The 14,262-nt window shown below is 34.7% G+C and carries 16 protein-coding genes; 11 read left to right on the top strand and 5 right to left on the bottom strand.

What is annotated here, in order from left to right:
- Window positions 1-278 precede the first annotated feature (278 nt).
- The 4 genes from FJ213_01495 (at window position 279) to dprA (ending at window position 2,340) form a co-directional block, all read left to right on the top strand.
- Window positions 279-530: a hypothetical protein gene (locus FJ213_01495; protein MBM4174839.1), complete on the top strand. Its 252-nt coding sequence runs from the start codon at window positions 279-281 to the stop codon at window positions 528-530.
- Between the two features lie 129 nt (window positions 531-659).
- On the top strand, window positions 660-932 hold the full coding sequence (locus FJ213_01490; GenBank protein ID MBM4174838.1) for a hypothetical protein: 273 nt from the start codon (window positions 660-662) through the stop codon (window positions 930-932).
- Complete coding sequence (locus FJ213_01485; GenBank protein ID MBM4174837.1) at window positions 929-1,204, top strand: ethanolamine utilization protein EutN; 276 nt, start codon at window positions 929-931, stop codon at window positions 1,202-1,204. Before FJ213_01490 ends, FJ213_01485 begins: the two co-directional genes overlap by 4 nt.
- Before the next feature lie 17 nt (window positions 1,205-1,221).
- Complete coding sequence (gene dprA / locus FJ213_01480) at window positions 1,222-2,340, top strand: DNA-protecting protein DprA (protein ID MBM4174836.1); 1,119 nt, start codon at window positions 1,222-1,224, stop codon at window positions 2,338-2,340.
- Window positions 2,341-2,346: 6 nt separating this feature from the next.
- Here the strand turns inward: dprA and FJ213_01475 are convergent, their stop codons facing one another.
- From FJ213_01475 to FJ213_01455, 5 genes are read right to left on the bottom strand one after another with little or no spacing between them, the layout of a single operon-like run.
- Window positions 2,347-3,633, bottom strand: a complete 1,287-nt coding sequence (locus tag FJ213_01475; protein MBM4174835.1) for a replication-associated recombination protein A — start codon at window positions 3,631-3,633, stop codon at window positions 2,347-2,349.
- On the bottom strand, window positions 3,630-3,917 hold the full coding sequence (locus tag FJ213_01470; GenBank protein ID MBM4174834.1) for a septum formation initiator family protein: 288 nt from the start codon (window positions 3,915-3,917) through the stop codon (window positions 3,630-3,632). Before FJ213_01470 ends, FJ213_01475 begins: the two co-directional genes overlap by 4 nt.
- A complete protein-coding gene (locus FJ213_01465) occupies window positions 3,914-4,918 on the bottom strand; it encodes a D-alanine--D-alanine ligase (GenBank protein ID MBM4174833.1) in 1,005 nt (334 codons plus the stop codon). The genes FJ213_01470 and FJ213_01465 overlap by 4 nt, the downstream gene beginning before the upstream one ends.
- Before the next feature lie 54 nt (window positions 4,919-4,972).
- Window positions 4,973-5,641, bottom strand: coding sequence for a class II aldolase/adducin family protein (locus FJ213_01460; GenBank protein ID MBM4174832.1), 669 nt, complete (start codon window positions 5,639-5,641; stop codon window positions 4,973-4,975).
- Window positions 5,632-6,624 carry a Gfo/Idh/MocA family oxidoreductase gene (locus FJ213_01455; protein MBM4174831.1) on the bottom strand — a complete coding sequence of 331 codons (993 nt, stop codon included), beginning with the start codon at window positions 6,622-6,624 and terminating at the stop codon, window positions 5,632-5,634. The genes FJ213_01460 and FJ213_01455 overlap by 10 nt, the downstream gene beginning before the upstream one ends.
- A 324-nt stretch (window positions 6,625-6,948) precedes the next feature.
- Here FJ213_01455 and FJ213_01450 point away from each other — a divergent pair, with 324 nt between their 5' ends.
- From FJ213_01450 to FJ213_01420, 7 genes are all read left to right on the top strand, one after another.
- Window positions 6,949-8,016 (top strand): HD domain-containing protein, encoded by a 1,068-nt coding sequence (locus FJ213_01450; protein ID MBM4174830.1) that lies wholly within the window; start codon window positions 6,949-6,951, stop codon window positions 8,014-8,016.
- Window positions 7,997-8,767, top strand: a complete 771-nt coding sequence (locus tag FJ213_01445) for an NAD-dependent deacylase (protein ID MBM4174829.1) — start codon at window positions 7,997-7,999, stop codon at window positions 8,765-8,767. Before FJ213_01450 ends, FJ213_01445 begins: the two co-directional genes overlap by 20 nt.
- A 1-nt stretch (window position 8,768) precedes the next feature.
- Complete coding sequence (locus tag FJ213_01440) at window positions 8,769-9,089, top strand: nucleotidyltransferase domain-containing protein (GenBank protein MBM4174828.1); 321 nt, start codon at window positions 8,769-8,771, stop codon at window positions 9,087-9,089.
- A complete protein-coding gene (locus FJ213_01435; GenBank protein ID MBM4174827.1) occupies window positions 9,070-9,468 on the top strand; it encodes a HEPN domain-containing protein in 399 nt (132 codons plus the stop codon). The genes FJ213_01440 and FJ213_01435 overlap by 20 nt, the downstream gene beginning before the upstream one ends.
- A 164-nt stretch (window positions 9,469-9,632) precedes the next feature.
- Window positions 9,633-10,004, top strand: coding sequence for a hypothetical protein (locus tag FJ213_01430; GenBank protein MBM4174826.1), 372 nt, complete (start codon window positions 9,633-9,635; stop codon window positions 10,002-10,004).
- Window positions 10,005-10,026: 22 nt separating this feature from the next.
- Complete coding sequence (locus FJ213_01425; protein MBM4174825.1) at window positions 10,027-12,567, top strand: penicillin acylase family protein; 2,541 nt, start codon at window positions 10,027-10,029, stop codon at window positions 12,565-12,567.
- A gap of 356 nt (window positions 12,568-12,923) precedes the next feature.
- On the top strand, window positions 12,924-14,261 hold the full coding sequence (locus tag FJ213_01420; GenBank protein MBM4174824.1) for a site-specific DNA-methyltransferase: 1,338 nt from the start codon (window positions 12,924-12,926) through the stop codon (window positions 14,259-14,261).
- Window position 14,262: the final 1 nt, after the last annotated feature.

The raw sequence follows: 14,262 nt of genomic DNA, 5'->3' as shown, positions 1-14,262 counted from the left end.
AAAATGCGTCTCGCAAGACGCACTCTTTTTTCAATTTTTCAAACGAACTTTATATGTTCAAATGGGACACAAATATACCTGATGGAATGTGGTTTGTCAAGTGATTTTAAATATTTTTTTTTGAAACAATTTTATCGCTTTTTGAAATCGAACTTTGTATATTTTATTACGTTAAATACCAAAGTAATTTTAATGTTTTGAAATATAATGACTAAGGAATTATTTATTATGCAAAATTGTTTGTTTATATGGCGATAAATTAGATGATGAGGTTAACTATGAAAGATAAATTTAACAATCCACTTTCCGATTTAATTTCGGATGATATTTATGCTTTGTTAAAAGAGCATAACTTGGTCGATGAAAAAGCCGTCAGAGATTATCAAATCAGAAAAAAATTCAAAGAGTTACGAGCAAATAGAATTAGTGCAGGAGATGCAATAGATAATATTCGTGAGGAGTATCCATATTTACAATTCGATACCATAAGAAAGATTGTCTATCAAATCTCAAAGAATAATTACTCTTGAATTAGATAATATCTATTTATAAATTTACGGTAGACCTTTGTGGTTACTGTTCATTATACAGTAAGATGGTCGGCCCAGTGGTTCCCCCAACACTGGGCTATTTATTTAATATATGATGCAGGATTTAATATGGTCAAAAAAATAAAAAAAACAGTTCTGCAAAAGAAGAGAGCTGATTTATTTAATATCCCACTTGGCAAGAAAAGCTTTTTGATATTTGCAATTGGTTTCGCATTAATTTTTGTTGGATTCGTCGTAATGACCACCCAGCCTTGGGATAGCACGGCGGCACTGTATATATCTCCTATTATTTTAGGAGTTGCATATTTCTTAATTTTTCCATTCGGGATATTTGCAAAAAAGAAATCTGCAAAATTAGTTTCAAGTTCAGATAATAAATGATTCTTGGTAGGGTAACCGGAACCTTAGTCTCGACTCAAAAAAATAAGCATCTTATTTCTCATAAGCATTTGATTGTTCATCCAGTTGATCTTAATTTAAATTTAAAAGGGGAAAAAGATTTAATTGCTTTAGATTTTGTGGATGCTGGAGTGAACGATATCGTACTTGTAACTCAAGAAGGAGATGCGGCGCAACAAATTTTAGGGCATAAAAACGCACCTGTCCACAGTGTTATTGTGGCAGTTGTTGATCAATTAGAAATTAAAAAATAATTTTTTATTAAGAGGTCATGACTGCTTTTACCTCAAACGATTACTTAAAAATCCTTCAATTATCAAAAATCGAGGGGATTGGAGTAAACAAACTCAGAACACTAGTTTCTAATTTTTCCTCTCTTCATGATGTCTTTGATGCTGATTTCACCGAACTTAATTCAATAGAAGGTATCAATTCTACAATTAGCAAAAGAATTTTACGAGAAGCTGAAGAGAATAATTTTCTTCCATTTGCCGAGCGTCAAATTTTACTATCCGAAAAAAATAAAACTCAAATCATTTCTTTCTGGGATGAAGATTATCCATATTTACTTCGAAAAATTTATGATCCTCCCGTAATAATTTTTGCTAAAGGTAACTTTGAAAAATCTGATGAAAATGCTATTGCTGTTGTTGGAACTCGTACACCGACTAGTTATGGGAATAAGTCGACAGAGAAATTGGTCTCGGACTTAGTAAGTTACAATATCACAATCGTAAGTGGACTGGCAAGAGGGATAGATACGACTGCTCATTATTCAGCTTTGAAACATGGCGGACGAACCATTTCTGTACTTGGATCAGGACTCGATATAATTTATCCGCCAGAAAATAAAAAGCTTTTTGATAAAATCACTGAGAGCGGTTGTGTGATTTCTGAATATTCGTTCGGTACAAAACCTGACGCAATGAATTTTCCCAGACGGAATAGAATTATTAGTGGATTATCCCTGGGCACAATTGTTATTGAGACTGATTTTAATGGTGGTGCCAGACTTACCGCTCAATTTGCATTAGACCAAAATAGAGAAGTTTTTGCTTTACCAGGACCCGTTGAAACAAAGCAAAGCCGCGGAACGAATCAACTCATTCAGCGTGGGCATGCAAAATTAATCACTTCGGTTGATGATGTTATCTCTGAATTCGGAAATAAGTTTAGAATTCAGTCGAAAGAAGAAAAGAGGATTGATACTTCGCAGTTAAATATTTTCGAAAGTAAGCTATTTGAATTAATAGATACTAATCCGATACACATAGATTCATTAGCTGAAAGAGCCGAAAGTCAGACTTCAGAATGTTTGGTACACTTACTCACACTCGAATTCAAAGGTTTGATAAAACAGCTGCCAGGTAAATATTTTATACGAGAGTAATGCCGGTTAGTACTTTTTTCTTTTTCCCCAAAGAGATTTTAATCTTTCTTTAAGATTTTTTTCCTGCCCAAGATCAGTTGGTTCATAGTATTGCTTGCCTCTTATTTCTATTGGCAGGTAATCGTCTTTAACAAAATGCTCATCGAAACTGTGTGCATACTTGTAATCTTTTCCGTAGTTAAGGTCTTTCATTAATTGAGTCGGTGCATTTCTTAAATGGAGCGGGACAGGATAATTTGGGAGCTTTTCGACGTCGTTCATAGCCGCATTAATAGCTTTGTATGAGGAATTACTCTTTGGAACAGATGCCAGATAAGTAGCACATTGACTTAAAATTATCCTAGCCTCAGGCATCCCAATATAGTGACACGCTGTGAAAGTATTCGTCGCTAAAACGAGCGCAGTCGGAGATGCATTTCCAATATCTTCTGATGCCAAAACTATCATTCGACGAGCTATGAATAAAGGATCTTCTCCGCCTTCAAGCATACGAGCGAGCCAATAAACAGCGGCATCTGGATCACTGCCGCGAACACTTTTTATGAATGCTGAGATTAGATTGTAATGTTCTTCGCCGGCTTTATCGTAATCAACTTTTCTCTTCTGAAATGCTTCGCTGATGATTTCTCTTGTTATTATAATTTTTTCTGTCGTTGACTTATCAGCGATTTCAATCGAAGTTTCTAATCCATTTAATAAAATTCTAGCATCGCCATTCGACATTAAGATTAGATAATCGATATCAATAATTTCAATATTTAACTTTTTAAGATATTCATCTGAATGAATAATGTTGGTTAAAATCGTCTTTAAATTTTCCTCAGATAAAGGTTTCAAGACATAAACTCTGCAGCGAGATAATAAGGGAGATATAACTTCAAATGATGGATTCTCGGTTGTTGCACCCATTAGAATTAGAACGCCAGACTCAACTGAGTGAAGTAAAGAATCCTGTTGTGCTTTATTAAAACGGTGAATTTCATCTATAAATAAAATTGTCTTTCGGTCAATTTGAAAATTTTTCTCAGCATGCTGAATGATTGTACGAATATCACGTACACCTGAAGTCACTGCACTAATTTGAAAAAATTCAGAGTTCAATGATTGTGCAATTATTCTTGCAAGAGTAGTTTTTCCAGAGCCAGGCGGTCCCCAAAAAATCATCGATCCGATTTTTTGATTTTCAATTAAAATACTGAGAGATTTACCCTCTCCAAGTAAATGTTCCTGTCCTACAAATTCAGAAAGTTTTTTCGGGCGGGCACGTTCGGCAAGCGGAATTAATTTTGTCATTTTTCAAATTTGTATATTTTTTCCCCAGGCTTAACTAAACCATACTTTTCGCGGGCAACTTGTTCAATTTTCTCGTCACTGGTTTGCAATAATTCAATTTCAGTTCGAAGGCTATCGTTTACTCTTTTTAGACTATCGATTTCGAATTGAAGCCGCTCTTTTTCATTTTTCATTTTATAATAAGTATAAAATCCTTTTTCGGTAAAAATCAAAGTGAATGCAATGAGGAGTAAAAGCGAGACGATTCCAAACAAAATTAAAATTTTTTTTTGTGTTGAAGTCAAAGCGAAAGCTCAACAATTTTTTCCACGAGATCAGGAAATTCTATACCAATAGCTTTTGCAGCCATTGGTACTAAGCTCAAATCTGTCATTCCGGGAATTGTATTAATTTCAAGACAGAATAATTCATTCTTATCGTTCAAAATAAAATCAACGCGAGCAAATGCTTCACACTCACACGATTCAAAAGCCAAAAGAGACTGATGCTCGATTTGTTTCACGATTTTTTCATCGAGTGATGCCGGACAAAAATATTCGGTCATTCCTTTTGTGTATTTACATTCGTAATCATACAGTTCGTGTTTAGGACGAACTTCAACAATTGGTAAAACTTGTTTTCCTAAAATTGAAGCTGTCAATTCTCTTCCATGAATATATTCTTCAATTAATGCACGGTTTGAATATTTTAAAGCTAATTCAATTGCGGCTTCGAGTTCATCAATTGTTTTTACCAAAGTAAATCCAACAGTTGAACCTTGATCATTTGGTTTAACTATACAAGGAAGACCGATAAGTTTTATGACGTGCTCTTGAATTGAAATAATCTCATAACCGGTTCCATTTATTGTCAGCCACTTTGGTGTATTTACATGATAATGCTGAAAAAGAATTTTTGTTAGAGTTTTATCAATCGCCATTGCACTTGAGAGAACTCCTGAACCCGTATATTTCAATCCTTTAAGATCCAGTAAAGATTGCACCGTCCCATCTTCCCCCCATTTGCCGTGCAAAGCAATGAAAATCAGCTCACAACCATCGAATAAATTTGAATCTATACATTTTATATAGTTCTCATTTGAAATTCTTTTCTCCAATGGATCGTAAGTAAAGAGTTGTTCTTCAGATTTTAGTTGTTTTGTTCCAAATGCTGGATCAATCGCAATCACTTCATGCCCTTTTGCTCTTAGTCCATTTGCGATTGCTCTGCCGCTTCTTAAAGAAATTTCTCTTTCGGGTGAAGTACCACCCGTTAGTACAATTATCTTCAAATTATCTCCCGGAATTCAATTCTTCTATATATAACAATCTTCATTTACACGTAATAGTGAGAAGCAGTTTTATTTCAAAGGTTCGCAAGGAATTTTCATTTTTTGCGAAATCTTATAAATATTTTCATTCACTTCGTACAACTTATTCATTTGATCTTGTGTCAAAACATTTTCACCGCCGAGCATTCGCGCCACAAATAAAGTATTGGCTGCATGTTCAAGTTTTTCCATCTTATAATATGCATCCCAAAGGTTCGTCCCGAAACTTACCGCTCCATGATTTTGAAGAAGTAAAATATTTGTCTGATTTAAAAATGGTTTGATCGAATCAACAACTTCATTTGTAGCTGGTGTTCCATATGTGCAAACTGGCACAACTCCAAGCCCTAAAATAACTTCAGGAAAAACACAACTGCTCAGTGCTAATTTCGAGCTTGCAAATCCGGTTGCATAAATCGGATGAGCATGGATCACTGCATTTACATCGTCTCGAGTTTTATAAATTTCAAGATGCAGAGCAAGCTCAGTCGAAGGTTTTCTGTTTCCAAAAACAACATTCCCATCAAAATCAACTGTGACAAGTTGATCTTGTTTGACTTTTCCCTTCGAAACAGCACTCGGTGTGCAAAGAATTTTTTGATCATCAAGCCGTACAGAAATATTTCCATCAGTTGCGGCAACGAAGCCCTTCTCATAAATCAATTTACAGATTTCAACAAGCTCAGCTTTTACCCACAACTTTTTTCAAGCTCCTCCATAAGTTGCAGATTGAAAAGACCATCTTCACCGGTTACTAAAAGCGGGGTTCCTTTCAAAACAGATGATTGGAAGTTTTTAAGTAAATTCACAATTTTATTTCCACGCTTGCGAAATGCTTTTTTAGTTTGCCCGTCAATGGAAATTATCAGCTTGGCATAATCAAATCTTTTGCCGATAAGATTTTCGATTATCAATGTTCCTTTGTATCCAATTAACTCAATCCGATTAATTGGCTTCGAAATACAATATGAAGCATAAAAATTTCCATAACCTCCTCTTCTAAACTTGACATTAGCACAGGAAAAATCTTCGACTTCACTTTGATAGATTACATTGTCTAAAAATCCTTTTATTGATGTAATTTCGTCCCCGAAGTACTTTAGCAAATCGATACAATGAGTTCCGACGTCTCTTAAAGCTCCCCCGCCAGAAAATTCTTTTTTGAAGCGGTAGTTGTCTCCGGGCGGATAGTTCAAAGATTGCGAAACATTTATGAGCACGAGTTTCCCTATCATTCCGTTTTCAAGAATCTCTTTGGCTTTTATTGTTAACGGATGAAACCGCTGAATGTATCCAACCGATAACTTAACATTATTCTCCTTGCACGCTTCAACCATTTCTTTAGCTTGGGCAGAGTTCATCGCTAAAGGTTTTTCGCAGATGATATGTTTGCCCGCTCGTGCGGCTTGAATGACTTGATAGTAATGATCTTTATTCGCGCTCGCCACATAAAGTGCATTAAAGTCATACTCCAAAAATTTTTGATAATCGCTTGTGTAATCTTTTACAGAATATTTCTGCGAGATAGTTCTCGCTCTGTCAAATGAATTACTAAATACAGCGGTAATTCGATTTCTTCTTAAAAGTTTAATTGCAGGAATAACGGAATTTTCGGCAATGTAACCTAAGCCGGCAATTCCCCATTTCATCTTTGGTTCCAATACCTTTTTAATCTGTTTCATAATGAAATATAAGAAGAGATTGAATGAAAGGGAATAAATTGATTGGTCTATTTTTTAAAGAATTCGAAGACTCCATCGCAGTATTTCATACAATTAGCGCAAAGGGAATAAACTCAGTTGTTCTATACTCTCAATTAGTATAGTTAAAATAATAGGTCAACTTATAAACACATTCGATTTTCAACCAACTATTTCACATCTTTCATTCACCATCAACCATTTTCCATCTTCCATTTTACATTATACATTCTACATTCAGTTCGATGTTTGCTAAGCTCAATCACCAGTTGTTTCTCACCCCTTCCTTTTGTAAGTTTATTTAAGATGCTTCAGCAAAAACCGATTAAAGAACTGCAAAACAAAGAAATTGTTAACCATTTCTTTCTACTCAAAAAAATTGAAGTTAAGCAAACTAAAACTGGAAGAGACTATCTAAGTCTTGAATTCGGTGATAAATCCGGTTCAATCACTGCAAATTATTGGGATGGATTTGAGGAGTTTCAGTCTTCTGCAGTCCAAGGCTCGATAGTAAAAATCAAAGGTTTTGTTGAGTCATACAATGACCGGCTTCAACTTAAAATTGAGCGTGCGCATGTCTCGACTCAAAAAGATCAAGTCAGCATAAGTGATTTTCTTCAAACATCCGATCGCGACATTACCGAAATGCAAAATGAATTTTGGGAGCGAGTTAAAAAGATAAAAAATGAACCATTAAATAAGTTACTCGAACTGATTTTCAATGAGGAAAAATTTCAAAAATTTTCTTATGCACCAGCTGGAAAATCCTGGCATCATAGTTACATTGGCGGTCTGCTAGAACACACACTTGAAATTGTAAAGATCTGTGACCTGATGTGCGATATTCATTCTGATTTGAATCGTGACTTATTAATTACCGGTGCTCTTCTTCACGATATCGGTAAAATTGAGGAACTCTCGTACGAAACTGCATTTGACTATACCGATAAAGGAAGATTGATCGGGCATATTGTGATGGCGGTAAGCTGGATTGAAAATGCTTGTCAGCAAATCCCAAACTTTTCCGATGAACTGAAAACGCTTCTTCTTCATTTGATATTGAGTCATCAAGGTAAACTTGAAAATGCTTCTCCGGTTGAACCAAAAACAATTGAAGCGATTGCCCTCTATCATGCTGATGAGTTAAGCGCAAAAACTAACGCATATAAAACATTAGTCCAGCAAGAATCAAGCGATGCAACATGGACTAGATTCCACTCATTAATAGGCAGCTCGCTTTACATTTCGAAAAGGACAAATGATAATGGACAATTGTCAATGGATGAGGGACAATTAAACAACCCAATTGATTCTGATCGGAAAAAATCCCCATCTAAAAAAACTCAGATTAAAGATGAGCAATCCCTCTTTTAATGCTCAAATTGAAACAGTAATTGAAAAACTTTCTACGGCAAAATCTGTAGTTGTTTTCACCGGTGCAGGTGTCTCGGCCGAAAGCGGTGTTCCTACATTTCGTGATAAAGGCGGACTATGGACTAAATTCAAACCAGAAGAGCTTGCTAACTTCGATGCATTTATGAAAAACCCCGATTTAGTTACCAGCTGGTATTCTCACAGAAGAAAAATAATGAGCGAAGTAAAACCGAATCCCGGACATTATGCAATTGCAGAGTTTGAAAAACTGTTCGCTGATTTTTGCGTAATTACCCAAAACGTTGATAATCTTCATCGGCGTGCCGGCTCTAAGAAAATATTTGAACTGCACGGTAACATCGAGAGAAATTATTGCATCAAGTGTAAAAAAAATCACGACTTAACCGGCAACTATTCTGAACACGCGATTAAGTGTGATTGCGGCGGTTTAATTCGTCCAGACGTAGTTTGGTTCGGCGAGATATTACCCCAAGATCAATATGCAAGTGCAGCATCAGCAGCAGAAAATTGCGATGTGTTTTTTTCTGTTGGTACTTCTGCTGTAGTTTATCCCGCCGCTTACATGATAATTTATGCTAAACAATCTGGTGCTTTCATTGTTGAAGTAAATGTTGATTATACCGATCTGTCACACTATGCGAATGTAACTTTGATTGGTAAGTCCGGCGAGATATTGCCAGCAATTATTGAAAAATTAAATTATTTTGATAGTAAACGCTTAAATAAATAAGATGAACAAATTAAGTTCTCGCGACAATTTAATTACTCTAAAGATAAAAGAGTTCTTTCAACAGAATTTTACTGATTTTAAAGGATTATATTTTTTTGGCTCACATACTAAAGGAGATTTCACTGAGTTCAGTGATTACGATTACGTTGCTTTATTTGACAACGTTAATAGAAACAAGAAGTACAAAATTTATAGATTCGTTAGTGAATTAGAGTACGAGCAAAATATTTTTCTTGATATAAAAATTTTAACTCCTCAACAATTCAGGTTCAATCCATTTTTCTATGAAGAAGTAACAAAGTATGGATTATACTATGGTTGAGGAGAAAAAACTGTTCATATCAAGCTTCCTAAATAAATCAAAAGAAGCTCTGGAAGATGCGAGGATCAATCTCGAAAACGTAAGATTGGCAAATGCTCTTAATAGAATTTACTATTCAATTTTTTACTCTGTGGTAGCTCTCGCTTACCTTGAGAATTATATTACTTCAAAGCATAAACAACTCATGGGATGGTTCAATAAAAAATTTATTCACGAAGAGAAAATTTTTGACCAAACTCTATATGATGCCTATAAAGAAGCTTTCGAGAACAGACAGGAAAGTGACTATACTATTCATTCACTTCTTGATGCCAAAGAAATTAGAATAAACTATGAGAATGCAGTTAGGTTCGTTGAAAAAATTAGTGAGTATATTTAGAAAATATCAAAGATTGAAGTAATTTTAATAAGTAAAGTTATTCTACCAGTTAAAATCTTTTGAAAAATAATTTTGATTGGCAAGCTTGGCGATGTTCTCCCACAGTATCCATAGAGTTTAAGATGATATAAAGAAAAAATTTCCAAAAGTCAGTAGGAGTTAAAATGAGATCAATCAAATCAGCGCTTCTTTATGCACTTGCAGTTTGGGTAATTCCATTTGTTGTAGCAATGTTCATCTTTCCTATTCGAGAATCTAACCGCCCTCTGTTTGAATCAATTATGCCTGTAGCTGTTTGTGCAGCAGTCGTAATTTTTTCAATTCTATATTTCAAAAAAGTTGAAACGAATTCTCTTAAAGAAGGGATTCTTCTCGGACTTATATTTTTCCTTGTAAGTTTTATCATTGACCTATCAATGTTTATGTGGGGTCCAATGAAAATGACATTTGGTGAATATTTATCGGATATCGGTATTACTTATTTGCTAATGCCAGTTATTACGATTGGATTTGGATTTTTATTACAAAAGAATTAGATATTTCATAAAAAGTTTTGTAATGAAACCTTATAAAAAAGTATTAATCGGGTTAGGGATTGTTTTTGTTCTTATTTCAATTGCTGCATGGTTTTTTGTCAATCGGATGATCACAAAATCTTTTCCACAGATGGATGGAGAAATTACTCTTCCTTCAGTGAATCAAACAGTAAAAATATGCCGTGATGATTTTGGGATTCCATACATCGAAGCAATGAATGAAGACGATTTATTCATCGGTCTTGGTTTTGTACATGCTCAAGATAGAATGTGGCAAATGGATCTTCTGAGACGTGCAGGAATGGGAAGACTCTCGGAAATCTTTGGAACTAAGACAATCAAATTTGATAAGATGTTCAGAACAATCGGGATCGAAGAGCTTGCAAAGAAACTTTTTGCAGAATCTTCCCAAGAAACAAAACGAATTTGCTCTTCTTATGCAAAGGGAATAAATGAATTTTTACGAATTAATAAAGAAAATTATCAACTTGAATTCGATCTGCTTGCATATAAACCTGATAAATGGGAACCTTGGCAGACTTTCATAATGGCTCGATTGATGGCTTGGGAATTGAATATGGGCTGGTGGACAGATGTTGTTTATGCACAGCTTGCAGAGAAAATTCCGTCTGAAAAGCTCATCCAAATTATTCCAGAATATCCAGTCGATGCACCAACAATTATTAAAAGTGCGGAATTCGGAGTCCGGAATTTATCTCGAGCCCTGTCGAGAGATGCGGAATTAAAAAAATTATCATTACCCAGATTTAATTCAGTGAAATCTATTCACAACCACCTTTCTGATTTTTACGAACTGAATGTTTCATTTCGTGAGTTCATGGGTTGGTATGATTCGCAATCGGGAAGTAATTCATGGGTTGTATCATCAAAACGTTCTGAGAGCGGAAAACCAATTTTAGCTAACGATCCGCATTTGATTTATTCACTCCCTTCGAAATGGTATATTGTCTCTTTAAGTTCACCAACTCTTTCAGTTTCGGGAGTTACAATTCCCGGTTCACCTGGAGTAGTTATCGGAAAAAACAAAGAACTTGCATGGGGACTTACAAATTTAATGTTGGATGATTGCGATTTGTTTATCGAATCACTTGATTCTACACAAACAAAATACTTCTTCAATAGTGAATATAAAAATCTTGTAATAAAGTCAGATACCATTAGAGTAAAAGATTCCGCCGATGTGATCTTCAAAATAAAAAAGGCTCACCGCGGACCGATAATTGATCAAGCAAATGAATTTTCAAATGAAGCAAAAATCGATAATACACTCTCAATGTCTTGGACTGGATACGAATTAAGCGATGAGGTTTTAACATTCTATAAGATCAGCAAAGCAAGAAATTATCGTGATTTCAAAAATGCTCTTAAACACTTCAATGCACCTGCCCAAAATTTTCTCTGTGCTGATTCCGACGGAAATATTTTTTATAAAGCCGCCGGTAAAATTTCGCTACGGAATAATCCTTTTCCACTTATTCCAAAAAATGGTGAGACTTCTGAGTTTGATTGGAAGGATTTTGTACATTTTGAAGATCTGCCTGAAGTCTTAAATCCTGCAGATGGATTTATTGCGACCAACAACAATTTACCCTCTCACAACCTATCTTATTATATAGGCAATTTGTGGGAGCCGGCATCGCGCACTGAACGGATTCACGAACTTTTAACTTCAAAGGAAAAATTCAATAAGGATGACTTCATTAAATTTCAAAATGATGTAGTTTCACCACACGCCAGAAAAATCACTCGCCACATTTTAGATGCATTTGAAAACGTTGAAGTAAAAGATAAGAACCTCGAAACTGCACTGACTTACTTCAAAAATTGGAACGCAGAAATGAATCAGTATGATCAGACTTCGGGTATTTACAATTATTTTTATTCCGAACTTTTGAAAAATACATTTGTCGATGAAATGGGTGAAGAACTTTTCAAACAATTCATATTTATTGGTAATGTTCCGCATAGAGTCATTCTTCAATTACTATCAAAACAGTATAACAAGCAAAGCAGGACTGCAGATTCAACGATAATTCATCAAAATCCAGTCTCCATTTCCTGGTTCGACAACATCAACACAGATCAGACAGAAACCAAAGAAGAAATCATTCGCAAAAGTTTAGTCGAAGCGATTACCAAACTAGAAAATGAATTTGGAGATGATCCAAGATCCTGGCAGTGGGGAAAAATTCATAAAGTTAAGTTCAAACATCCTTTTAGCGGACAGAGTTCGATAATAGATTATCTTGTCGATATCGGTCCGTTTGAAATCGGCGGCGATCAAACCACTCTTAATAATACAAGCTTCAAATTCTCTGAACCTTACGATAATTATCTCGGACCTTCAATGCGGCAGATAGTTGATTTAAGCAAGATTGACAGTTCACTTATAATTCTTACAAGCGGGCAATCCGGTCACATTACACACGATAACTATTCAGACCAAACCAGAATGTGGCTGAAAGGAAAATATATCCAATTCAATACTTCGGCTAAAGTTTATCAAAAATATAAGCTTCTTACACTAAGTCCCGAAAAATAAATTTACAATCCTCAATCGCGGGGATGTATTTCAAAGCTTAAAATCTTAGGTTTTTATTTTTTTTGAGGAATAATTTCCATAACCATGCTTCAATCAAATTAAATCAGTGTAATCAAAAAAAGCTCTTGACAAATTCCCTTCGATTTTATAAACTACCATACAGATGTATGGTATTATTTTTACACTGTAATCTGATTCAATAAGCAGAAAAAATGTGACTTACGTGACGGAGTTGTATCAAATTAATAAGAACGATTTTTCAAAATCGAACTTTTACTTTAAGAATATTTATCTATATTTATATAAATTGAAAATCATGAAGTTATTGTTAATAGAACACAAAGACGAATAATTGTATGGCTGTTAAAAAGAAAGCTAAAACAAGTTCCCCCAAAAAAGAAGTAAGCTATAAAGGCACAAAGCAAAAACCTCCATTAGTGAAAGAAAGAGCCGCTAACAGTTATAATGTACTTTTAAAAAGAACAAATGAAAAAACAAGCTACGCCAGAGTTAAAGACTTCGTAAACTTACCCAAAAATACAACTCCGTTAATACTCAATGGTGATGTATTTGAGTGCATTAAGATGATTCCCGATAAATCAATTTCCGTTATTGTTACTTCGCCTCCTTATTGGAATCTCCGTGATTATAACGCTGAAGAACAAATTGGAAGAGAAAAAAATCCAAAAGATTACGTTGAAAAAATTGTACAATTAAGTAAGGAATTCCTACGCATTTTGAAAGATGACGGTGCATATTTTCTAAATATTGGAGATACTTACGTTGATCAAAATTTACAAATGATACCTCAACGAGTTGCAATTGGAATGCAAGAAAGGGGATGGTTATTGCGGAATCAAATAATTTGGTATAAACCTGATCATATGCCCTCTCCGGTCAAATCAAGATTTAAGAATACTTACGAACCAATTTATTTCTTTACAAAAAATGACTGGGAAAAAAAAGTTTATTTCAATATTGATGCAATTAGAATTCCCCACAAAACAGAACAGCTCGAATTAAAACTGGCTAAAACTAATTACAATGGAAAATTTAAAGGAAACGAATCTAACATTGGGGCATCTCCTGGCGGAAGAATCTCAGTAAATGGGATCAAATACATAACCAAAAGAAAAATAACTTCCTCGCAAGAGACAATTTGTGATTACTTAGCTTTTTGGAGAGATAAGAGAGGATTCACAAATATAGATATTGTCAAATTTTTTGGTAACTCTTACCGGCATACTGTTGGACATTGGTTCCGCAAAGATGCTGGCGGCTCTTATCCTTCTATAGAAGATTGGCTAAAGCTTAAGGAATTATTAAAGTTTGATTCCAAACATGATTTTGAAATGACAGAAACTGAAGAAGTGCTGCAGCAAATTAATTATCATCCAAATGGTAAAAATCCAGGGGATATAATTGATGTCGATATGATTCCAGATTTTTTCAAAATTAACACTGCAAAAAGTCAATATCGTCATTTTGCTGTGTTCCCTTCGCGGATTCCAGAAATTGCTATAAAATGTTGTTGCCCTTCAGACGGAATTGTTTTAGATCCGTTTGCTGGCTCAGGTACAACCGGAAAAGTAGCAAAAGAATTAAATCGAAAATCAATATTAATAGAACTTCAATCTGAATATTTAGACATTATCCAAGAGAGAAGTGGAAATATCAACATAATTAAAGGCTAAA

Source organism: Ignavibacteria bacterium, assembly GCA_016873845.1.
Classification (GTDB): domain Bacteria; phylum Bacteroidota; class Ignavibacteria; order Ch128b; family Ch128b; genus JAHJVF01.
The sequence above is the reverse complement of the archived record's forward strand: the minus strand, read 5'-3'. Positions and strand labels throughout refer to the sequence as shown.

Coding starts and splice junctions, on each gene's coding strand:
- FJ213_01495 (MBM4174839.1), top strand. CDS start 279: ATGAAAGATAAATTTAACAATCCACTTTCCGATTTAATTTCGGATGAT.
- FJ213_01490 (MBM4174838.1), top strand. CDS start 660: ATGGTCAAAAAAATAAAAAAAACAGTTCTGCAAAAGAAGAGAGCTGAT.
- FJ213_01485 (MBM4174837.1), top strand. CDS start 929: ATGATTCTTGGTAGGGTAACCGGAACCTTAGTCTCGACTCAAAAAAAT.
- dprA (MBM4174836.1), top strand. CDS start 1,222: ATGACTGCTTTTACCTCAAACGATTACTTAAAAATCCTTCAATTATCA.
- FJ213_01475 (MBM4174835.1), bottom strand. CDS start 3,633: ATGACAAAATTAATTCCGCTTGCCGAACGTGCCCGCCCGAAAAAACTT.
- FJ213_01455 (MBM4174831.1), bottom strand. CDS start 6,624: ATGAAACAGATTAAAAAGGTATTGGAACCAAAGATGAAATGGGGAATT.
- FJ213_01450 (MBM4174830.1), top strand. CDS start 6,949: ATGCTTCAGCAAAAACCGATTAAAGAACTGCAAAACAAAGAAATTGTT.
- FJ213_01445 (MBM4174829.1), top strand. CDS start 7,997: ATGAGCAATCCCTCTTTTAATGCTCAAATTGAAACAGTAATTGAAAAA.
- FJ213_01440 (MBM4174828.1), top strand. CDS start 8,769: ATGAACAAATTAAGTTCTCGCGACAATTTAATTACTCTAAAGATAAAA.
- FJ213_01435 (MBM4174827.1), top strand. CDS start 9,070: ATGGATTATACTATGGTTGAGGAGAAAAAACTGTTCATATCAAGCTTC.
- FJ213_01430 (MBM4174826.1), top strand. CDS start 9,633: ATGAGATCAATCAAATCAGCGCTTCTTTATGCACTTGCAGTTTGGGTA.
- FJ213_01425 (MBM4174825.1), top strand. CDS start 10,027: ATGAAACCTTATAAAAAAGTATTAATCGGGTTAGGGATTGTTTTTGTT.
- FJ213_01420 (MBM4174824.1), top strand. CDS start 12,924: ATGGCTGTTAAAAAGAAAGCTAAAACAAGTTCCCCCAAAAAAGAAGTA.